This window comes from Streptomyces sp. NBC_01481 (assembly GCF_026339995.1).
GTDB lineage: Bacteria > Actinomycetota > Actinomycetes > Streptomycetales > Streptomycetaceae > Streptomyces.
This window is the reverse complement of record NZ_JAPEPT010000006.1, coordinates 271,311-290,975: the sequence shown is the minus strand read 5'-3', so window position 1 is coordinate 290,975 and position 19,665 is coordinate 271,311. Positions and strand designations below refer to the sequence as shown.

At 69.9% G+C, this 19,665-nt stretch carries 17 protein-coding genes; 4 read left to right on the top strand and 13 right to left on the bottom strand.

All coding sequences use genetic code 11. The annotated features are described in order from the left end of the window. Positions 1-10 precede the first annotated feature (10 nt). Both OOK40_RS31145 and OOK40_RS31140 read right to left on the bottom strand, forming a co-directional pair. The gene (locus tag OOK40_RS31145) at positions 11-1,069 is read right to left on the bottom strand and encodes an NAD(P)-dependent oxidoreductase (protein WP_266488214.1); all 1,059 of its coding nucleotides are present in this window, start codon (positions 1,067-1,069) and stop codon (positions 11-13) included. A 283-nt stretch (positions 1,070-1,352) separates the two neighbouring features. After that, positions 1,353-2,060 (bottom strand): 1-acyl-sn-glycerol-3-phosphate acyltransferase, encoded by a 708-nt coding sequence (locus tag OOK40_RS31140; protein WP_266488213.1) that lies wholly within the window; start codon positions 2,058-2,060, stop codon positions 1,353-1,355. A gap of 293 nt (positions 2,061-2,353) precedes the next feature. Here OOK40_RS31140 and OOK40_RS31135 point away from each other — a divergent pair, with 293 nt between their 5' ends. Continuing rightward, positions 2,354-2,896, top strand: a complete 543-nt coding sequence (locus OOK40_RS31135; protein WP_266488211.1) for an ATP-binding protein — start codon at positions 2,354-2,356, stop codon at positions 2,894-2,896. 430 nt (positions 2,897-3,326) lie between these two features. Here the strand turns inward: OOK40_RS31135 and OOK40_RS31130 are convergent, their stop codons facing one another. From OOK40_RS31130 to OOK40_RS31110, 5 genes are all read right to left on the bottom strand, one after another. Beyond that, positions 3,327-3,485 (bottom strand): hypothetical protein, encoded by a 159-nt coding sequence (locus tag OOK40_RS31130; protein WP_266488210.1) that lies wholly within the window; start codon positions 3,483-3,485, stop codon positions 3,327-3,329. A 74-nt stretch (positions 3,486-3,559) separates the two neighbouring features. Continuing rightward, positions 3,560-4,513: a cytochrome c oxidase assembly protein gene (locus OOK40_RS31125; RefSeq protein ID WP_266488209.1), complete on the bottom strand. Its 954-nt coding sequence runs from the start codon at positions 4,511-4,513 to the stop codon at positions 3,560-3,562. A 97-nt stretch (positions 4,514-4,610) separates the two neighbouring features. Then, positions 4,611-5,636 (bottom strand): 6-phosphofructokinase, encoded by a 1,026-nt coding sequence (locus OOK40_RS31120; RefSeq protein WP_266488207.1) that lies wholly within the window; start codon positions 5,634-5,636, stop codon positions 4,611-4,613. 178 nt (positions 5,637-5,814) lie between these two features. Continuing rightward, positions 5,815-6,543: a type 1 glutamine amidotransferase gene (locus OOK40_RS31115; RefSeq protein ID WP_266488205.1), complete on the bottom strand. Its 729-nt coding sequence runs from the start codon at positions 6,541-6,543 to the stop codon at positions 5,815-5,817. Between the two features lie 29 nt (positions 6,544-6,572). After that, the gene (locus OOK40_RS31110) at positions 6,573-7,811 is read right to left on the bottom strand and encodes a MurT ligase domain-containing protein (RefSeq protein ID WP_266488203.1); all 1,239 of its coding nucleotides are present in this window, start codon (positions 7,809-7,811) and stop codon (positions 6,573-6,575) included. Between the two features lie 115 nt (positions 7,812-7,926). Between OOK40_RS31110 and def the strand changes: the two genes are divergently transcribed. Beyond that, the gene (gene def, locus OOK40_RS31105) at positions 7,927-8,463 is read left to right on the top strand and encodes a peptide deformylase (protein ID WP_266488200.1); all 537 of its coding nucleotides are present in this window, start codon (positions 7,927-7,929) and stop codon (positions 8,461-8,463) included. 307 nt (positions 8,464-8,770) lie between these two features. On the opposite strand, the gene OOK40_RS31100 is transcribed toward def, so the two are convergent. Next, positions 8,771-9,430, bottom strand: coding sequence for a TetR family transcriptional regulator (locus OOK40_RS31100; protein ID WP_266488198.1), 660 nt, complete (start codon positions 9,428-9,430; stop codon positions 8,771-8,773). Positions 9,431-9,615: 185 nt separating this feature from the next. Here OOK40_RS31100 and OOK40_RS31095 point away from each other — a divergent pair, with 185 nt between their 5' ends. Then, positions 9,616-10,842 (top strand): acyl-CoA dehydrogenase family protein, encoded by a 1,227-nt coding sequence (locus tag OOK40_RS31095; protein ID WP_266488196.1) that lies wholly within the window; start codon positions 9,616-9,618, stop codon positions 10,840-10,842. A gap of 82 nt (positions 10,843-10,924) precedes the next feature. Here the strand turns inward: OOK40_RS31095 and OOK40_RS31090 are convergent, their stop codons facing one another. Genes OOK40_RS31090 through OOK40_RS31080 form a run of 3 tightly spaced genes read right to left on the bottom strand, consistent with a single transcriptional unit; the run spans position 10,925 to position 14,872 of the window. Beyond that, positions 10,925-11,413 (bottom strand): glutathione peroxidase, encoded by a 489-nt coding sequence (locus OOK40_RS31090; RefSeq protein ID WP_266488195.1) that lies wholly within the window; start codon positions 11,411-11,413, stop codon positions 10,925-10,927. Between the two features lie 31 nt (positions 11,414-11,444). Next, entirely contained in the window at positions 11,445-12,320 is an 876-nt protein-coding gene (locus tag OOK40_RS31085) for an acyl-CoA thioesterase II (RefSeq protein ID WP_266488193.1), read from the bottom strand. Positions 12,321-12,358: 38 nt separating this feature from the next. Then, positions 12,359-14,872: a DUF3516 domain-containing protein gene (locus OOK40_RS31080; RefSeq protein ID WP_323136134.1), complete on the bottom strand. Its 2,514-nt coding sequence runs from the start codon at positions 14,870-14,872 to the stop codon at positions 12,359-12,361. Between the two features lie 122 nt (positions 14,873-14,994). On the opposite strand from OOK40_RS31080, the gene OOK40_RS31075 reads away from it, so the two are divergent. Next, positions 14,995-15,786: a metal-dependent hydrolase gene (locus OOK40_RS31075; RefSeq protein ID WP_266488187.1), complete on the top strand. Its 792-nt coding sequence runs from the start codon at positions 14,995-14,997 to the stop codon at positions 15,784-15,786. Positions 15,787-15,993: 207 nt separating this feature from the next. Here OOK40_RS31075 and OOK40_RS31070 read toward each other — a convergent pair whose 3' ends face one another. After that, complete coding sequence (locus OOK40_RS31070) at positions 15,994-17,775, bottom strand: ABC transporter ATP-binding protein (protein ID WP_266488185.1); 1,782 nt, start codon at positions 17,773-17,775, stop codon at positions 15,994-15,996. Beyond that, positions 17,772-19,580, bottom strand: a complete 1,809-nt coding sequence (locus tag OOK40_RS31065) for an ABC transporter ATP-binding protein (protein ID WP_266488541.1) — start codon at positions 19,578-19,580, stop codon at positions 17,772-17,774. The genes OOK40_RS31070 and OOK40_RS31065 overlap by 4 nt, the downstream gene beginning before the upstream one ends. Between the last annotated feature and the right edge of the window lie 85 nt (positions 19,581-19,665).

Here is a 19,665-nt window from a genome sequence, read left to right as displayed (position 1 = left end):
TGCTACGCGATCAGTTCGCTCCCCGGCCGTGTTCCCCCAGCCACGCGTCCTCCTCCGCATACGCGAAGAGGTCGCCGTGCGGAGCGTACTGCGCGGCCATCTTCGGGAAGGCGTCCGTCCATTCCCTGCCGCTCAGCTGCCCGGCGAGCCACTCGACGGTCGCGGGCAGGGAGTCTTCGTAGCTCGTCACGGCCCGGTAGCCCAGCTCGAGTTCGGCTGCCGCCATGTCGTACACGACCGAATGCTCTGCCGTCCAGGGCGTCTTGCCGACGGAGTCGCTGGGCGGGCCGCCCTCCAGCAGTACGCTCTCGCTCCGGTGGCCGAGCACCCGGTCGATGGCCGCGCCGATCTCGGCGACCGTCGGCGACTCGGGATCACCGGCGTTGAGCACCCGCGAGCCCGGCGTCCGGGCCGCGAGCCGGATCAGCTCGGCGAGATTGGCGACATGCACCGGATGGAACCGGCTGCGGCCGCCGTACGCCAGCACCCGTACCGGGCGGCCGTCCAGTGCCCGCTTCACGAAGTACAGCTCACGCGGGGTGCGGCAGTACGGTCCATGGATCGCGCCCGCGCGCAGCAGCGTCGTCGGCAGAGCCGCGCCCGCCGCCAGCAGCTCCTGCTCCAGGGCCACCTTGCGGGTGCTGTAACTCGCTTCCCCGGCCGGGACGATGGGCTGGGTCTCCGGGATCGGCACCGGGTAGCGGGGAAAGCCGCCCGGCTCGCCCTGGGTGTCGAAGCTGCGTCCCTCGTCGTCCGCGTACACCGCGCCACTGGAGATCACGACCGCCGAACCGATCCGGTCCGCGAAACCCTTCAACTGCCGTCCGTGGCCGCTCCCGTAGGCGACCATGTCCACCAGCACGTCGCAGCCGTCGCCGAGCGCCGCGGCCAGCGCCGCGTCGTCCTCCCGGTCGGCGCGCACCGCGCGCACCCCCTCCGGCCAGCTCCCGTCCCGGCCGCCGCCGCGCGAGAGCGCCCGTACCTCCCAGCCGTCCGCGGCGAGGGCGCGCACCGCGGCCCGCCCCACCTGTCCTGTCGCTCCCAGTACAACTGCGCTTCCCTTGGTCATACGAGGCACGCTAGGGCCTGTCGTTCGGATCTTGCCGGGTTCGCGTGCCCCTGGCACGCACTCCCCCGTAGCCCTTCGGGCACGGGAGGTGCCCCCATGCTGCGTTGCGTCAGTCGCCGACGCTCCGCGTCGGCTCCTTCCTCCGCCTTGCGATCGCACGCACCACAGTGACATCAGCCGCTCCGCGGCGGGCCGCTCACTGATCCGGCCTGATCCAAACGACAGGCCCTAGGCGCGGGGCGGACACCGGGCCCAGAGCGGTTCACCGAGCGCGGATCCGCTCTCAGCTTCTTCGCCGCGGGAACTTCTTCACCGGCTCCAGCTCCGCCTTGACCTCGGCCGCGTAGCGGTCCACGTACTCCTGGCCGGACAGTTCGAGGATCGCGTACATGATCTCGTCGGTGATCGCGCGGATGGCGGCCTTCTCGTTCTCCATGCCCGCGTACCGGGAGAACTCCAGTGGCTCCCCGAACCGCACGGTGACCCGCTTGATCTTCGGCAGGACCTGCCCGGGCGGCTGGATCTCGAAGGTGCCCACCATGGCGCACGGCACGACCGGTACCCCGGCCCGCAGTGCCATCACGGCGACGCCGACCTTGCCCTTGTAGAGCCTGCCGTCGTGCGAACGCGTGCCCTCGGGGTAGATCCCCAGCAGCTCGCCCTTGCTCAGCACCCCGAGCCCCTCACGGATCGCCGCCTGGCCCGCCTCCTTGCCGGAGCGGTCGACCGGGATCTGCCCGGCGCTGTGGAAGAAGGCGGCGGTCAGCCGGCCCTTCAGGCCCGGCCCGGTGAAGTACTCCGCCTTCGCGAGGAAGGTGATGCGCCGCTTGATGATCGCGGGCATCAGGAAGTGGTCCGAGAACGACAGGTGATTGCCCGCGACGATGGCCGCGCCCTCTGCGGGGATGTGCTCGAGTCCCTCGATCCTGGGCCGGAACAGCAACCGCAACAGCGGCCCCAGAATGACGTATTTGAGCACGTAATAGAACAATTGAGGGTGCTCCTCACTTGGTCCGGATCGGCTTCAGGGCTGCGTTGTGCCAGGTCATCGGGCACGCCGGGGGGTCAGTCTAGGTGCACGTCTTACCGGGCGTAAGCGTCCGGGGCCGGAATGGTGACGACTGGACGCCCACCGCTGTCGCTTGCTCCGCATGGGCGATGTGTTGCGGTCTCGGCCACCCGAGGTCAATCTTGTTGGTGACCCAGAAGCGACACTTGCTCACTCTTCGCACTCGGGGGTCCCTAGCCGAAGAGCTGACCAGGTCGCGGTGAGGAGTAACGGTCATGCATGTCACGGCCGCCTGCCGCTACACCTTGGAAGTGCAGGCATCGACAGAACGGATTCCCCAGATCCGGCGCATTCTCGCAGCGCATCTTCGGTACTGGAGTCTCGAGGACCACATTGCACCGGTATGCCGCGCGGTCGACGAACTCGTCGGCAACGTCGTCCACCATGTGAAGGGCGACAAGACCTGCGTGGTGGAGCTGCGCTGGACGGGCAGGCATCTGATCGCATCCGTCGCGGACAAGGACCGCAGGATGCCGCGGGTGACCAGTTCCTCCCCCAAGAAGGGCGGACTGGCCACGGTCGCCGTGCTCAGCGACAGCTGGGGCACGTGCGGCACAGCCACCGGCAAGGTGATCTGGTTCAGCCGTCGTGTCAAGGAAGTCCAGCGTGTCCTTCGTACCGCGCCGGTCTCGATGCCGCCCGTCCGCGAGTTCAAGCCGCTGCCGAGGAGCCTGGCGTTCCCCGAGGACGAGGTGCCCGCGGTGCCGGCGAAGGTCCGCGAGCCGGACCGCGCCGTCGCGCCCGCCGGGGTCGGATGACGGCAGGGGCCACGCGCGGGAGCCGTACGGGCGATTCGCACCGCCCGTACGCGCGGTCCGGCCGCGCGGCGCCTGGGGCGTGTTTGAGAAGTCGCTCCCCCAGACGCCTGGGAGGTACCCCCACCCCGCGACGCCTGGCATGCGCACTCGCGGTGTTGTCGGAGTCGCCCAAGTACGTCCAGTACGAGGGCGATCTCCCCCAGACTTCGTCCGGGGGTGCCCCCACCGCCTTGCGATTGCACGCACCAGACGCCGCGGGGCCCGCCCTTCGGGCGGACGGCGCTACTTCTCAAACACGCCCCAGCACGCACCGGCACCTGGCGCGGCCGCCCCACTGCCTGGCACAAGACCTTCGCCAACGGCTGCGAATTCGACGCGGCGACCGGGGACGTCCACCGCTTCTGAGCGGCTCCGTCCCCGGTGCTCCCCGTCAGTTGCCGCGCGAAGCGATCACTCCGATCGTCACCAGGCCGAGCACCACCCAGCCGAACCAGAGCCAGCCATTGCTTCCGAGTGCCGCTGTGTACGCCGTCACGACCACCAGGGTCCCGACGGTGAGCACTCCCATCGCCTTCGTGGATCCGGACATGCGCGCCCTCCTCCGACGGCTGCGGCCGTCGACCTCATGGTCACCCGTGAAGTGGGCCTCGCGCTACTGCCCGGTTACCGTCCGCGTGCCTGGAGCGAGGCGAGATACGCGTTGTACGCCGCGAGATCCTTGTCGCCGTCCCGGTCCGCGGCCCGGTCCATGCGCTTGGCCTGGCGTTGTTCGGAGCCGTACCACTGGAAGACCAGCGCGATCAGCACCAGCACGGACGGGATCTCGCTGAAGGCCCAGGCGATACCGCCTGCCGCGTTCTGGTCGGTGAGCGCGTCGATGCCGAGCGAGGCCGGCGGATTCCTGTACGCGCTGATCATCGGCTCGGTCGCCATCATCAGGGCGATGCCGAAGAACGCGTGGAACGGCATGCCCGCGAAGAGCTCCAGCATCCGGATCACATAGCCCGGCCGGTGCGGCCCCGGGTCAATGCCCATGATCGGCCAGAAGAATACGAGGCCGACCGCGAGGAAGTGCACCATCATCGCCACATGCCCCGGCCTGGACTCCATCAGGAAGTCGAAGAGGGGGCTGAAATAGAGCCCGTACAGGCTCGCGATGAACAGCGGGATCGTGAAGGCCGGGTGCGTGACGATCCGCATGTAGCGGCTGTGCAGCAGGGCCAGCAGCAGCTCGCGCGGCCCCTTGCTGCCGCGACGGCTGGCGACCGGCAGCGCGCGCAGCGCCAGCGTCACCGGCGCCCCGAGCAGCAGCACGATGGGGGAGAGCATGCTGATCACCATGTGCTGCACCATGTGCACGCTGAACATGACCATGCCGTAGTCATTGAGCTTGGTGCACATCACCAGGGCCACGCTCAGCACGCCGACCGTGAAGCAGACGGTCCGGCCGACCGGCCAGCTGTCCCCGCGCCTGCGCAGCCGCAGCACGCCCCAGCCGTACAGGCCGAGTGCCAGCAGACAGCCGACGAGAAAGAACGGGTCCGGTGAGAACTCGAGCCCCCGCCCCAGCGTGAACGGCGGCAGATCCATCGTCATGCCGTGCCCGCTGTGATCCATCCGCTCGCTCCCGATTCGCGCTTGTTGTCCGGACCAGACTAGAACCGCCCCCGGCCGTTGCTGCGGCCGGGGGCGGTTCCAGTCGTTTGCTACCGAGTCAGAGCACGCACTCCGCCTCGGCATAACGCTCGGCCGGGACGGTCTTCAGCGTCTCCACGGCCTCGGCCAGCGGCACCATCGTGATGTCCGTGCCGCGCAGCGCCGTCATCATGCCGAACTCACCGCGGTGCGCGGCCTCCACGGCATGCCAGCCGAAGCGCGTGGCGAGCACTCGGTCGTACGCGGTCGGGGTTCCGCCGCGCTGGACATGGCCGAGGATCACCGCACGAGCCTCCTTGCCGAGCCGCTGCTCCAGCTCGACAGCGAGCTGCTGGGCCACGCCTGCGAAGCGCTCGTGCCCGTAGATGTCCTTGCCGCCCTCGTTGAACTTCATCGAGCCCTCGCGCGGCTTGGCGCCCTCCGCCACCACGACGATCGCGAACTTCTTGCCCGCCGAGAAGCGCTCGCCGACCCGCTTGGTCAGCTCATCGATGTCGAAGGGACGCTCGGGCACCACAATGGCGTGCGCGCCCGCGGCCATGCCGGAGTGGAGTGCGATCCAGCCCGTGTGGCGGCCCATGACCTCGACGATCAGCACCCGCTGGTGCGACTCGGCGGTGGTCTTCAGCCGGTCGAGGGCCTCGGTGGCGACGCCGACGGCGGTGTCGAAGCCGAAGGTGACATCGGTCGACGCGATGTCGTTGTCGATCGTCTTCGGGACGCCCACGATCGGCAGCCCGGCCTCGGAGAGGAGGTTGGCGGCCTTGAGGGTGCCTTCGCCGCCGATCGGGATGATCGCGTCGAGACCGAGCTCGGCGACATGGCCCTTGGCCCGCTCCACACCGTCGCGCAGATGCGCGGGCTGGACGCGGGAGGAGCCGAGAATCGTGCCGCCGCGAGCGAGAATGCCGCCGACCGCGTCAAGGTCGAGCTTTCGGTAGTCGCACTCCAGAAGGCCCTTCCAGCCGTCGTGGAAGCCGATGACCTCGTCGCCGTGGTCGACGACGGCGCGGTGTACGACGGAGCGGATGACGGCGTTCAGACCGGGGCAGTCGCCGCCGGAGGTGAGCACACCAATGCGCATAGCCCGAAATACCTTTACAACGTGGGCAGAGTCCCGGACCACGTCGTCCGGTCGGATCCCCGCCACCCTACCGGCGCCGGGTGACGGGGCCGAACCGGATGTCCGACTGATGGACGTCAGCTTTCTGTCAGCCGGGCTGTCAGTCGGACACTCGGGCGGGCAGTCGGGCGGGCTGCTGTCAGGCGGGCTGGGTCGCGGAGGCGATGCGCTCGGCGCGCAGCGCCTCGTACCACCGGTCGTCCGTCGGCGGCAGCGCGTTCACATCGAGGGCCAGCTTGAGCAGCAGATCCGCGATCTGCGGATTGCGCGCCATCACGGGGCCGTGCATGTACGTGCCGAAGACGGTCTCGTTGTACGCGCCCTCGGTGCCGTCGCCGGTGCCGTTGCCGCGGCCCAGGATGGTGCGCGCGAACGGGCGGGCCGACGGGCCGAGGTGCGTGATGCCCTGGTGGTTCTCGAAGCCGGTCAGCTGCGGCAGGCCCAACTGCGGGTCGATGTCCGCCAGTACGTCACCGACGCACCGGCCGCCCTCGCCGCGCGTGGAGATCACATCGATCAGGCCCAGGCCCGCCTCGCGCTCGCCGAGGTCGTTGATGAACTCGTGGCCCAGGATCTGGTAGCCCGCGCAGACCGAGAAGATGATCGCGCCGTTGGACGCGGCCCGGCTCAGCCCGCCGTCGCGGCGCAGCCGCTCGGCCGCGAGCCGCTGCGGCCGGTCCTCGCCGCCGCCGATCAGATAGATGTCGCCGGAGGTGGGGACGGGCTGGTCGCTGCGTACGTCGACGCGCATCACATCCAGGCCACGCTGCCGGGCCCGGCGCTCGACGACCAGCGCGTTGCCCTGGTCGCCGTAGGTGCTGAGCAGGTCCGGGTAGACCCAGACCAGACGCAGGCTGTTGTCGCTCATGCTCATAAGTCCTTTTCGGGGTCCGCGGGTCAGTTGCCGACGCGGCGGCGCACGTCCTGGAAGGCGGTGTAGTTGGCGATCAGCTCGATCCGCCCGGGCGGGGAGAGCTGCACCGCCTCGTCGACGCTCTCGCACACCCGGAAGTCCAGGCCCGCGACTTCGAGCCGTACGGCCAGGTCCAGCCGGCGGTCGCCGATCACGAAGATCGGGTGACCGGCGAGCCGGGTGTAGTCGACGTCCCAGAGCCAGGAGGTGTCCGTGCCGTCGGCGCCGCGGGCGTTGACCGAGAGGATCACCGGGGTCGGCGGCGGGTCGATCAGGGAAAACGTTTCGAGCCAGCCGGCCGGGTTCTTCGCCAGCAGCAGACGCAGATCGCGGCCGAGGAAGGAGACGACGTCATAGCGTCCTGCGACGGCCTGCACGGAGTACATGCGCTCCAGGGCGACCTGCGGCGGTACGCCGAAGCAGGCGGCGACCGCGGCCGAGGTGGCGGCGTTCGCCTTGTTCGCGCGGCCGGGCAGCTGGAGGTGGATCGGCCAGGCCGAGCCGTGCGGGTCGAGGACATGGTCTCCGCTGAGCACCCAGCTGGGGGCGGGACGGCGGAAGCCGCACTCGCCGCAGAACCAGTCGTCGCCCGGGCGCTGCATCACACCGCCGCAGGACGGGCACGACCAGGCGTCGTCCTTCCACTCCTGGCCGGCGGCCACCCACACGACGTTGGGCGAGGAGGAGGCGGCCCACACGATCAGTGGGTCGTCGGCGTTGGCGATGACCATGGCCTTCGTACCGGCCAGACCCTCGCGCCACTTCTCGGCCAGCATCCGGGTCTCGGCGGCGCGGTCCAGCTGGTCGCGCGACAGATTGAGCAGTGCGATCGCCTTGGGTGTCACATCACGGGCCACGCCCGCGAGGTACTTCTCGTCGACCTCGATCACACCGAACTTGGCGTCGGAGCCACCGGCCAGCGCCGAGGTGATGCCCGCGGGCATATTGGCGCCGAGCGCGTTGGAGACGACCGGTCCGCTGGCCCGCAGTGCTTCGGCGATCAACCGGGTCGTCGTGGTCTTGCCGTTGGTCGCCGACACGAGGACAACGTCCAGGTGCTGCGCCAGCCGCCCCAGCAGATCGGGGTCGAGCTTGAGCGCGACCCGGCCGCCGATCACCGATCCGCTGCCGCGTCCGGCGGCGCGCGACACCGCCGCAGCGGCCTTGCCTGCCGTCACGGCCAGCTTGGCGCGCGGCGTCAGGGGCTCCGAGTTGCCTGACATCGTCCTTGATCCTCCTTGCATCGGTCCGGCCCAGCCTATCGAGGTCCGGCCAGGCGCCCGTACGGCGGCACCGCCGGAGAATGTGGAGGTCATCGAGGACCGTACCCTTACGGCCATGCGAAACCGGCCCATCCCCGGCAGTTCTGGACTCGTGAAGGCCATGAGCCTGCTCGGGGATCCGCAGCTGCACGCCCCCTGTGAGCCCGTCACCGACTTCTCGCCCGCGCTGAAGCAGCTGGTCGAGGACATGTTCGCGACGATGTACGCGGCGCAGGGCGTGGGCCTCGCGGCGAACCAGGTGGGCGTCCCGCTGCGGGTGTTCGTCTACGACTGCCCCGACGACGAGGACGTCCGCCATCTCGGACACATCGTCAACCCGCGTCTGGTGGAGGCGGACGGGGTCGCCGTGCGCGGACCGGAGGGCTGTCTCTCGCTGCCCGGCCTCGAAGCCGGGACGGAGCGCTTCGACCACGCGGTGGTGGAGGGTGTGACGGTGGACGGGGAGCCGGTGCGGGTGGCCGGCACCGGGTTCTTTGCGCGGTGCCTGCAGCACGAGTGCGACCACTTGGAGGGGCTGGTCTACACGGACCGGTTGACGGGGTGGCGCCGGGCGAGGGTGCTGCGGGCGGCGCGGCGGGCGAAGTGGGGGTAGGTGCCGCTGCGCGGGGCTGTCTCACCCGCCTCTTGCCTGGCGGCCGTGGGAGGTACCCCCATCCCGTAACTGGGGCTCCGCCCCAGACCCTGCGCCTCAAACTCCCCCAGACTTCGTCCGGGGGGACCCCCACGGGGCTGAAATGTGCGGCTGGGCCGCACATTCAGCCCGTCCGGCGTTTGAGGACACGCGCGAAGCGCGTACGGGGTCTGGGGCGGAGCCCCAGTTCGGGATGGGCGTACCTCCCACGGCCGCCAGGCCGTAGGGGGAGGGCGGGGTGGGGAAACGCCCCGCCACAGGCGCCCAGTCAGAACCCCGGACTCCCCGCGCGGTCCGCCGCCGCCGCCAGCCGGCCCCAGAGCAGGTCCGCCAGGCAGCGCACCAACTCCGCCCGGGAGCAGGGGCGTTCACCCAGCCACCAGTCCCCGGCCGCATACATCATGCCGACGATGCCGTGGCCCCACACCCGGGCCAGCTGTTCGCTGCCCGGACCCAGGTCGACCCGGTCGTGAATGACCTTCGCCAGCTCCTCGCCGAGCCGGCGCAGCAGCGGCGCCGAGTGGCGGCCGACGTCGAAGGCGCCGTCCGAACCCGCGTCCGCGGGCTGCTGGTCCTCGGACGGATGCATCAGGAAGCGGTAGACCTGCGGCCGTGCCTCGATCGCCGCGAGATACGTGTCGAGCGTGGCTTCGACCCGCTCGCGCCGGTCGGCCGGGGCGTCGACAGCGGCCCGCAGCGCGTCGAGCAGCGCGTCGGTGTGGCGCTTGGCGAGGGCCCGGTACAGGCCGCCCTTGTCGCCGAAGTGCCGGTACAGGATGGGCTTGGTGATGCCCGCCTCCGCGGCGATGGCGTTCATCGACGCCTGCGGCCCGTCCCGGAGCACCACCCGGTCGGCCGCCTCCAGCAGCTCCCGTCGCCGCTGGTCGGCAGTCCGCTGCTGGCCCGCCGCCTGCTGTGTGGTCTCCATAGGTGTTTCTCCCCGCCCGAGCGATTGCGCTACGCCTGGGATTGCGCGGCGCCTGCGCAACGTAACACCATGCCTGACCGTCCAGTGGATCGGCCCGTCGCCGGTTGACAGGGGCTACTTGCCGGTAACAGACTCTAGTTACCGCAAGTAACAAGCAAAGCGTCACCGCAGTACTGGAGGGGAACATGGCCGAGTTCACGTTCGAGCTCAACGACGACCAGAAGCAGGTCCGCGACTGGCTGAACGGGTTCGCCAAGGACGTGATGCGCCCGGCCGCCGCAGAATGGGACGAGCGTGAGGAGACCCCCTGGCCGGTGATCCAGGAGGCGGCCAAGGTCGGAATCTACTCCCTCGACTTCTACGCCCAGCAGTTCTTCGACCCCACCGGCCTCGGCGTCCCCGTGGCGATGGAGGAGCTCTTCTGGGGTGACGCGGGCATCGGTCTGTCCATCGTCGGCACCGGACTCGCGGCCGTCGGTGTCCTCGCCAACGGCACCCAGGAGCAGATCGGCACCTGGATCCCGCAGATGTACGGCGACGTCGACGATCTGAAGCTCGCGGCCTTCTGCTCCTCCGAGCCCGACGCGGGCTCCGATGTCGGGTCCATGCGTACCCGCGCCGTCTACGACGAGGCCACGGACGAATGGGTGCTCAACGGCACCAAGACGTGGGCCACCAACGGCGGCATCGCCAACGTCCATGTCGTCGTCGCCGTCGTCGACCCGGAGATCGGTTCCAAGGGCCACGCCTCCTTCATCGTCCCGCCGCAGACACCCGGTCTCTCGCAGGGCCAGAAGTTCAAGAAGCACGGCATCCGCGCCAGCCACACCGCCGAGGTGGTCCTGGAGGACGTCCGTGTCCCCGGCCACTGCCTGCTCGGCGGCAAGGAGAAGCTGGACGAGCGTCTGGCCCGGGCGCGCGAGAGCGTCAAGAAGGGCGGCGAGCGCGTGAAGAACGCGGCGATGGCCACCTTCGAGGCGTCCCGCCCGGCGGTCGGCGCGATGGCGGTCGGCACTGCCCGTGCCGCGTACGAGGTCGCGCTCGACTACGCCATGACCCGCAGCCAGTTCGGCCGCCCGATCATCGACAACCAGGGCATCGCCTTCCAACTGGCCGACATGCGCACCCAGATCGACGCCGCGCGGCTCATGGTGTGGCGCGCCTCGTGGATGGCGGCGGCGGGCAAACCCTTCGAGTCGGCCGAGGGCTCGATGTCGAAGCTGTTCGCCTCCGAGACCGCGAAGAAGGTCACGGCCCAGGCCATCCAGATCCTCGGCGGCAACGGCTTCACCCGGGAATACCCGGTGGAGCGCATGCACCGCGACGCCGCGATCTACACGATCTTCGAGGGCACCAGCGAGATCCAGCGCCTGGTGATCGCCCGCACCCTGTCGGGCATGCCGATCCGCTAGGCCTGATCCAAACGACAGGCCCCGGGCCCCCATCGACAAGCGCCGGACGCGCTCGACCGAGCCCGTCCGGCGCTTGTCGTCGTTACGCGGAGAGCAGCGCCTCGATCGCGGCTATGACCGCCGGGTCCTCCGGCTCCGTGCGCGGGCGGATGCGGGACACGACCTGGCCGTCCTTGCCGATCAGGAACTTCTCGAAGTTCCACTGGATGTCCCCGGCCTCGCCCTCCGCGTCCGCGACCTTCGTCAGCTCCGCGAAGAGCGGGTGCCGGTCGGCCCCGTTCACATCCGTCTTCTCCAGCATGGGGAAGGTCACACCGTACGTCGCCGAGCAGAAGGACTCGATCTCCTCCGCGCTGCCCGGCTCCTGGCCCGCGAACTGGTTGCACGGCACGCCGACGACGCTGAAGCCCTGCTCGCCGAACTGCTTCTGCAGCCGCTCCAGACCTGCGTACTGCGGGGTGAGACCGCACTTGGAGGCCACGTTCACCAGCAGGACGGCCTTGCCCTCGTAGTCGGCCAGGGACGTCGGCTCGCCGTTGAGCGTGCGCAGCGGGATGTCGTACAGGGTCATGGAAATCTCCTCAGGGGCAGGCAATCGACGTTCATTGTGAACCCCAGGGACGGAAGAGACCTTCCTGGACGACCGAAACCAGCAGATTGCCCGCCAGGTCGTAGATACGGCCGCGCGCCAGCCCGCGGCCTCCCGTGGCGATCGGGGACTCCTGGTCGTAGAGGAACCACTCGTCCGCGCGGAAGGGCCGGTGGAACCACATCGCGTGGTCGAGCGAGGCCATGTCGAAGCCGCGCCTGCCCCACAGCGGCTCCACCGGGATACGGACCGCGTCCAGCAGCGTCATGTCGCTCGCGTAGGTGAGCGCGCACGTGTGCACCAGCGGGTCGTCGCCCAGCGGGCCGACCGCGCGCATCCACACCGCGCTGCGCGGGTCCGCCTCCTTGAGCTCCTCCGGCGTCCAGCGCAGCCGGTCGACATAGCGGATGTCGAAGGGCTGGCGCCGCTCCATCCGCTCCAGCGCCTCGGGCAGCGCACCCAGGTGCTCACGGATCTCCGTGGCGACTGTCGGGAGCGTCTCGGGGTCCGGGAAATCCAGCCGCGGCGGCAGCTGGTGCTCGATGCTGCCCGTCTCCGGCCGGTGGAAGGAGGCGGTCAGATTGAAGATCGTCTTGCCCTCCTGGATCGCGGTGACCCGGCGGGTGGTGAAGGAGCGGCCGTCCCTGACCCGTTCGACCTGATAGACGATCGGCACGCCGGGGATGCCCGGCCGCAGGAAGTAGGCGTGCAGCGAGTGGACCGGCCGCTCGCCGTCGGTGGTGCGGCCGGCCGCGACCAGCGCCTGACCCGCCACCTGCCCGCCGAAGACGCGTTGCAGGGATTCGTTCGGGCTGAGTCCGCGGAAGATGTTGACCTCGATCTGCTCCAGGTCGAGCAGATCGACCAGGCGCTCGGCCGGGTTCGTCATCGGGTGTTCTCCTGTGTTCCCAGGGGGCGGGGCAGGTGTCAGAGCTGGCCGACGGACGTGACGCGCACGACCGCCCGGCCTTCCTCGTCGGAGGCTGCCAGATCGACCTCGGCGCTGATACCCCAGTCATGGTCGCCGTTCGGGTCGGCGAAGATCTGCCGGACGCGCCACAGCCCGTGCTCGGCGTCCTCCTCGATCAGCAGCAGCTTGGGCCCGCGGGCGTCGGGCCCGGTGCCCAGCTCCTCGTACTCGTCCCAGTACGCGTCCATCGCCTCGCCCCAGGCGTCCTCGTCCCAGCCGGACTCGGCGTCCAGCTCCCCGAGGTCGTCGACCCTGTCGAGCGCGGCGAGCTCCACCCGGCGGAACATCGCGTTGCGCACCAGCACCCGGAAGGCGCGTGCGTTCGCGGTGACGGGCTTGACCTGGTCGGCCTTCTCCTGGGCCTGCTCGGCGGTCTCGATCTCCGGGTTGGCGAGCTGCTCCCACTCGTCGAGCAGGCTGGAGTCGACCTGCCGCACCATCTCGCCGAGCCAGGCGATCAGGTCTTCGAGGTCCTCGGTCTTGAGGTCGTCGGGGATGGTGTGGTCGAGCGCCTTGTACGCGCTCGCGAGGTAGCGCAGCACGATGCCCTCGGTGCGTGCCAGCTCGTACCAGGAGGTGAACTCCGTGAAGGTCAGGGCCCGTTCGTACATGTCACGGATGACGGACTTGGGCGAGACCGGGTGGTCACCGACCCAGGGGTGCGACTTCTTGTAGACGTTGTACGCGTGCCAGAGCAGCTCTTCCAGCGGCTTGGGGTACGAGATGTCCTGGAGGCGCTCCATGCGCTCCTCATACTCGATGCCGTCCGCCTTCATCTGGCCGACCGCCTCACCGCGCGCCTTGTTCTGCATGGCGGCCAGGATCTGGCGGGGGTCGTCGAGCGTCGACTCGACGACGGAGACCATGTCCAGGGCGTAGGACGGGGACTCCGGGTCGAGCAGGTCGAAGGCGGCCAGCGCGAAGGTCGACAGCGGCTGGTTCAGCGCGAAGTCCTGCTGGAGGTCGACGGTGAGCCGGATGGTGCGGCCCTCGGCGTCGGGCTTGTCCATCTGCTCCACCACTCCGCCGTCGAGCAGCGAGCGGTAGATGGCGATGGCCCTGCGGATGTGGCGCAGCTGCGCCTTGCGCGGCTCGTGATTGTCCTCCAGCAGGTGGCGCATCGCCTTGAAGGCGTTCCCGGGCCGGGCGATCACCGAGAGCAGCATGATGTTGGTGACCCTGAAGCGGGAGGTCAGCGGCTCCGGCTCGGAGGCGATCAGCTTCTCGAACGTGGTGTCCGACCAGGCGACAAAGCCCTCGGGAGCCTTCTTTCTGACCACCTTCCGGCGCTTCTTGGGATCGTCGCCGGCCTTCGCGAGCGCCTTCTCGTTCTCGATGACATGCTCGGGGGCCTGGGCGACCACGAAACCGGCGGTGTCGAAGCCGGCCCGCCCGGCGCGCCCGGCGATCTGATGGAACTCGCGGGCGCGAAGGGTCCGTACCCGACTGCCGTCGTACTTGGTGAGCGCGGTGAACAGCACCGTGCGGATGGGGACGTTGACACCCACCCCGAGAGTGTCGGTACCGCAGATGACCTTCAACAGGCCTGCCTGCGCGAGCTTTTCGACCAGACGGCGGTACTTGGGCAGCATGCCCGCGTGGTGTACACCGATGCCATGGCGTACGTAACGGGACAGGTTCTGCCCGAACTTGGTGGTGAAGCGGAAACTGCCGATCAGATCGGCGATCTTGTCCTTCTCCTCGCGCGTGCACATGTTGATGCTCATCAGCGACTGCGCCCGCTCGACCGCCTGGGCCTGCGTGAAGTGCACGATGTAGACCGGCGACTGCCGGGTTTCGAGCAGCTCGGTCAGCGTTTCCGTGATGGGCGTCGTGACGTACTCGTACGAGAGCGGCACGGGCCGGGTCGCGGACCGCACGACGGCGGTCTCGCGGCCGGTGCGACGGGTCAGATCCTTCTCGAACATGGAGACATCGCCGAGGGTCGCCGACATCAGGATGAACTGCGCCTGCGGCAGCTCCAGAAGCGGGATCTGCCAGGCCCAGCCGCGGTCCGGCTCGGCGTAGAAATGGAATTCATCCATCACGACCTGGCCGATATCGGCGTTTTTGCCGTCGCGCAGGGCGATGGAGGCCAGCACCTCGGCAGTGCAGCAGATGACCGGGGCGTCCGCGTTGACGGACGCGTCGCCCGTCAGCATTCCGACGTTCTCCGTGCCGAAGAGCTTGCACAGGTCGAAGAACTTCTCGGAGACCAGCGCCTTGATCGGCGCGGTGTAGAAGGTCACCTGGTCATGGGCGAGAGCGGCGAAGTGCGCGCCCGCCGCAACGAGGCTCTTTCCGGAGCCGGTGGGGGTCGAAAGGATCACATTCGCCCCGGAAACCACCTCGATCAGCGCCTCCTCCTGAGCCGGATAGAGCGTGATGCCCTGGCCTTCGGCCCATGAGGAGAAGGCTTCGAAGAGAACATCGGGGTCGGTATCCGGCGGCAGCTGATCGATAAGGGTCACGCCCCCCATCTTGCCTGCCTTCACCCCGGATCAGGGAACCGGACGTCGGCGGCAAGATCGCGGGCGATACGCTGCCCTGTCAACTGGGCTTCACCACAAGAACAATGGGGCGGGAAACGCACATGATGGGACCGGCGCACTCACTGTCCGGGGCGGCTGCCTGGCTGGGGGTGGGCGCGGCGACAGCCGCCGCCGGCCATCCGATGCCGTGGCCGGTCCTCGTGGTCGGAGCGCTGATATGCGCCGGTGCGGCGCTGGCGCCGGACCTCGACCACAAGGCGGCGACGATCTCGCGCGCCTTCGGGCCCATATCGCGCGGACTGTGCGAGATCGTCGACAAGCTGTCGTACGCGGTCTACACAGCGACAAAGAAGCAGGGCGACAAGCGCAGGACCGGCGGCCATCGCACGCTCACCCACACCTGGCTGTGGGCAGTCATGATCGGCGCGGGCACCTCGGCGCTGGCCATCTTCGGAGGCCGGTGGGCGGTCCTCGCGATCCTCTTCATCCATCTGGTACTCGCGGTGGAGGGCCTGCTGTGGCGGGCGGCGCGGGTCTCCAGCGACATATTGGTCTGGCTGCTCGGCGCCACGAGCGCATGGATCCTGGCGGGAGTGCTCGACAAGCCGGGCAATGGCGCGGACTGGCTGTTCACGGCCCCCGGCCAGGAGTACCTGTGGCTGGGCCTGCCCATCGTGCTGGGCGCGCTCGTGCACGACATCGGCGACGCGCTGACGGTCTCGGGCTGCCCGATCCTGTGGCCCATCCCGGTCGGCCGCAAGCGCTGGTACGCGCTTGGCCCGCCGAAGGCGATGCGGTTCCGGGCCGGGAGCTGGATCGAGCTGAAGGTGCTGATGCCGGTGTTCATGCTGCTCGGCGGAGTGGGCGGCGCGGCGGCGCTGGGGTACATCTAGGTCCTGTCCGGCCGATCTTGCCGGGCTCGCGTGCCCTGGTGCGGCACCTCGCCGCGTTGTCGTCAGTCGCCTACGCTCCGCGTGGGCTCCCTCCTCCGCCTTGCGATGCACCGCACCAGACCCCGCTCGCTGATCCGGCCTGATCGACCGGACAGGACCTTGAGCCTGCCGTTTGGCTCAGGCCCTGGAGGGCTGGCCGCGATCACCTCACCCGTGCCAGGACCGCCACAGCGCCGCATACGCCCCGTCCGCCGCCACCAGCGCGTCATGGCTGCCCAGCTCGCTGATCCGGCCGTCCTCCACCACCGCGATCACATCCGCGTCGTGCGCGGTGTGCAGGCGGTGGGCGATGGCCACCACCGTGCGGCCGTCCAGCACCCGCGACAGCGAGCGCTCCAGATGACGGGCCGCCCGGGGGTCGAGCAGTGACGTCGCCTCGTCCAGGACCAGCGTGTGCGGGTCCGCGAGCACCAGGCGGGCCAGCGCGATCTGCTGGGCCTGAGCCGGGGTGAGCGCGAAGCCGCCCGAGCCGACCTCGGTGTCCAGGCCGTTGTCCAGTCCCTGTGACCAGGAGTCCGCGTCGACCGCGCCGAGTGCCGCCAGCAGCTCGGCGTCGGACGCGTCGGTACGGGCCAGCAGCAGGTTGTCGCGCAGCGAGCCCACGAAGACGTGGTGCTCCTGGTTGACCAGGGCGACATGCTCGCGGACGCGCTCCGCGGGCATCCGGGACAGCTCGGCGGCGCCGAGCGTGATCTGTCCGGCCCGCGGGGCGTAGATGCCCGCGAGCAGGCGGCCCAGCGTCGACTTGCCCGCGCCGGACGGGCCGACGAGGGCGAGCCGGGTGCCCGGCGCGACCGCCAGGGACACCTGGTGCAGGACGTCCACGCCTTCGCGGTAGCCGAAGTGCACCTCGTCCGCCCGGACATCGCGGCCGTCCGGCACGACGCCCGCGTCGCCCGCGTCCGGCTCGATCTCGCGTACGCCGACGAGCCGCGCGATCGACACCTGGGCGACCTGGAGCTCGTCGTACCAGCGAAGGATCAGATTGACCGGGTCGACCAGCATCTGCGCGAGCAGGGCGCCCGTCGTCAACTGCCCGACGCTGATCCAGTCCTGGAGGACGAAGACGCCGCCGATCAGCAGCACGGAGCAGAGGATCGTCACATGCGTCACGTTGATGACGGGGAAGAGCACCGACCGCAGATAGAGCGTGTAGCGCTCCCAGGCGGTCCACTCCCTGATCCGCTGCTCGGACAGTGCCACCCGGCGTCCGCCGAGGCGGTGCGCCTCGACCGTCCGCCCGGCGTCTACGGTCTCGGCCAGCATCGCGGCCACCGCCGCGTACCCGGCGGCCTCCGAGCGGTACGCCGAGGGCGCACGCCTGAAGTACCAGCGGCAGCCGATCACCAGCACAGGAACGGCGACGAGCACCGCGAGCGCCAGCGGCGGCGCGGTCACGGTGAGCGCGCCGATCAGCAGCGCGGCCCAGACGACGCCGATCGCCAACTGCGGCACGGCTTCGCGCATGGCGTTGGCCAGCCGGTCGATGTCGGTGGTGATACGGGAGAGCAGGTCACCGGTGCCGGCCCGCTCCAGGACACCCGGAGGCAGCCCGACCGACCGCACGAGGAAGTCCTCGCGGAGGTCCGCCAGCATCTGTTCGCCGAGCATCGCACCGCGCAGCCGCATCACCCGTACGAACACGGTCTGGACGACCAGCGCGAGCGCGAACAGCGCGGCGGTGCGCTCCAGATGGAGATCCCGCGCCCCGTCCGCCAGGTCCTGGACGAGCCCGCCCAGCAGATAGGGACCGATCATCGAGGCGATCACCGCGACGGCGTTGGCCGAGACCAGCAGCACAAAGGCCCTGCGGTGCCGCCGCAGCAGTTCGCGGACGTACGCCCGCACGGTCGCCGGTGTGCCGACGGGCAGGGTCGCCGCCGTCTCCGGGGCCGCCGGGTCGTACGCCGGTGGCGCCACGCCGATCATGCCGACTCCTCGATCTCTTCCAGTGCTTCCAGTTCGCCGATGACGGTGATCCCGCCGAGCTGTTCTTCCTCGGTCTCGCGGGTGACCACCGCTCGGTAGCCGGCGGTGGTGTGCAGCAGTTCGCGGTGCACACCGACCGCGGCCACCTTGCCGTCGTGCACGAACACCACCCGGTCCGCGCGGTCCAGCAGCAGCGGTGAGGAAGCGAACACGACCGTGGTGCGGCCGGTCCGCAGCCGTTTGATGCCCTCGGCGATCCGTGCCTCCGTGTGCGAGTCCACGGCGGAGGTGGGCTCGTCGAGGACCAGCACCTCGGGGTCGGTTACCAGGGAGCGCGCCAGGGCAAGCCGCTGGCGTTGCCCGCCGGACAGCGACCGTCCGCGCTCGGTGATCCGCGTGCGCATCGGGTCGCCGTCAGTGTCGAATGACGCCTGGGCGAGCGCGTCCAGCACATCGCCGCACTGCGCGGCCCGCAGGGCGTCCTGTGCGGAGACCTTGCCGGAGGAGGGGACGTCGAGGAGCTCCCGCAGCGTTCCGGAGAGCAGCACCGGATCCTTGTCCTGTACGAGGACGGCGGCACGGGCCTCGTCCAGCGCCAGGTCGTCCAGCGGCACCCCGCCGAGCAGCACGGACGGCGCGCCTGCCACGTCGGCGGCCGGATGCCCGCCCAGCCGTTCCGCGAGCAGTCCCGCCGCGTCCGGGTCGCCGCAGACCACGGCCGTGAACCGGCTCGCGGGCGCGAGGACGCCGGTGGCGGGGTCGTACAGATCGCCGCTCGGGCGCCCGTACTCCACTCCGGAGGGCTCGGTCGCCCGCCGCAGTGACAGCACTCGCGCGGCCCGTTTCGCGGAGGGCCGCGAGAAGGAGTACGCCATGGCGATCTCCTCGAAGTGCCGCAGCGGGTACATCAGCAGCGTCACCGCGCTGAAGGCGGTGACCAGTTCACCGACCTCGATCCGGCCGTCCTGGGCGAGCCCGGCCCCGTACCAGACGACCGCGATCAGCAGCAGGCCCGGCAGCAGCACCTGGATGGCCGAGATGAGCGACCACATACGGGCGCTGCGCACAGCCGCCCTGCGCACCTCCTGGGATGCCTGCCGGTAGCGGCCGAGGAACAGCTCCTCGCCGCCGATGCCCCGCAGCACCCGCAGTCCCGCGACGGTGTCCGAGGCCAGCTCGGTGGCCCTGCCCGCCTTCTCGCGCTGGATGTCGGCGCGCCCGGTGGCGCGCGGAAGCAGCGGCAGCACGGCCAGCGCCAGCACGGGGACGCCGATCGCGACCACCAAGCCCAGCGCCGGTACGTACAGGACGAGGCCGACGCAGACCAGAACCACCGTGATGGCGGCCGCGGCGAAGCGCGAGACCGCCTCGACGAACCAGCCGATCTTCTCCACGTCGCCCGTGGAGACCGCGACCACCTCGCCGGCCGCGACCCGGCGGGTCAGGGCCGAGCCCAGCTCGGCCGCCTTGCGGGCCAGCAGCTGCTGGACACGTGCCGCGGCGGTGATCCAGTTGGTGACGGCGGCGCGGTGCAGCATAGTGTCGCCGAAGGTGATCGCGACGCCGCACAGGACGATCAGCGCGCCGGCGAGTGCCAGGGCGCTGCCGGAACGGTCCACGACCGCCTGTACGGCCCGGCCGACGCCCAGCGGCAGCCCGGCCACACCGCAGAAGTGCAGCAGGCCCCAGGCCAGTGCCTTGCATTGTCCGCCCAGCTGATTCCGCCCGAGCCAGAGCAGGAAACGCGGCCCGGACCTGGCATCGGCCACACCAGGGTCGGGGTAGGGAAGATCGCGAATCTGCATGATGTCCCAGAGCTCGAAAGTGTGGCGGAAACCGTGCAAGGTTCGCCTTTCGGAGCCCCTTCCCGCAATCGAATTTTGTGCGCAG

Excerpts from the sequence above, each read along its gene's own strand:
- OOK40_RS31135 (WP_266488211.1), top strand. The coding sequence starts at position 2,354 with ATGCATGTCACGGCCGCCTGCCGCTACACCTTGGAAGTGCAGGCATCG.
- OOK40_RS31075 (WP_266488187.1), top strand. The coding sequence starts at position 14,995 with ATGATGGGACCGGCGCACTCACTGTCCGGGGCGGCTGCCTGGCTGGGG.
- OOK40_RS31110 (WP_266488203.1), bottom strand. The coding sequence starts at position 7,811 with ATGTCAGGCAACTCGGAGCCCCTGACGCCGCGCGCCAAGCTGGCCGTG.
- OOK40_RS31115 (WP_266488205.1), bottom strand. The coding sequence starts at position 6,543 with ATGAGCGACAACAGCCTGCGTCTGGTCTGGGTCTACCCGGACCTGCTC.
- OOK40_RS31100 (WP_266488198.1), bottom strand. The coding sequence starts at position 9,430 with ATGGAGACCACACAGCAGGCGGCGGGCCAGCAGCGGACTGCCGACCAG.
- def (WP_266488200.1), top strand. The coding sequence starts at position 7,927 with ATGCGAAACCGGCCCATCCCCGGCAGTTCTGGACTCGTGAAGGCCATG.
- OOK40_RS31130 (WP_266488210.1), bottom strand. The coding sequence starts at position 3,485 with ATGTCCGGATCCACGAAGGCGATGGGAGTGCTCACCGTCGGGACCCTG.
- OOK40_RS31085 (WP_266488193.1), bottom strand. The coding sequence starts at position 12,320 with ATGACGAACCCGGCCGAGCGCCTGGTCGATCTGCTCGACCTGGAGCAG.
- OOK40_RS31090 (WP_266488195.1), bottom strand. The coding sequence starts at position 11,413 with ATGACCCTGTACGACATCCCGCTGCGCACGCTCAACGGCGAGCCGACG.
- OOK40_RS31125 (WP_266488209.1), bottom strand. The coding sequence starts at position 4,513 with ATGGATCACAGCGGGCACGGCATGACGATGGATCTGCCGCCGTTCACG.
- OOK40_RS31065 (WP_266488541.1), bottom strand. The coding sequence starts at position 19,580 with ATGCAGATTCGCGATCTTCCCTACCCCGACCCTGGTGTGGCCGATGCC.
- OOK40_RS31120 (WP_266488207.1), bottom strand. The coding sequence starts at position 5,636 with ATGCGCATTGGTGTGCTCACCTCCGGCGGCGACTGCCCCGGTCTGAAC.
- OOK40_RS31145 (WP_266488214.1), bottom strand. The coding sequence starts at position 1,069 with ATGACCAAGGGAAGCGCAGTTGTACTGGGAGCGACAGGACAGGTGGGG.
- OOK40_RS31070 (WP_266488185.1), bottom strand. The coding sequence starts at position 17,775 with ATGATCGGCGTGGCGCCACCGGCGTACGACCCGGCGGCCCCGGAGACG.
- OOK40_RS31095 (WP_266488196.1), top strand. The coding sequence starts at position 9,616 with ATGGCCGAGTTCACGTTCGAGCTCAACGACGACCAGAAGCAGGTCCGC.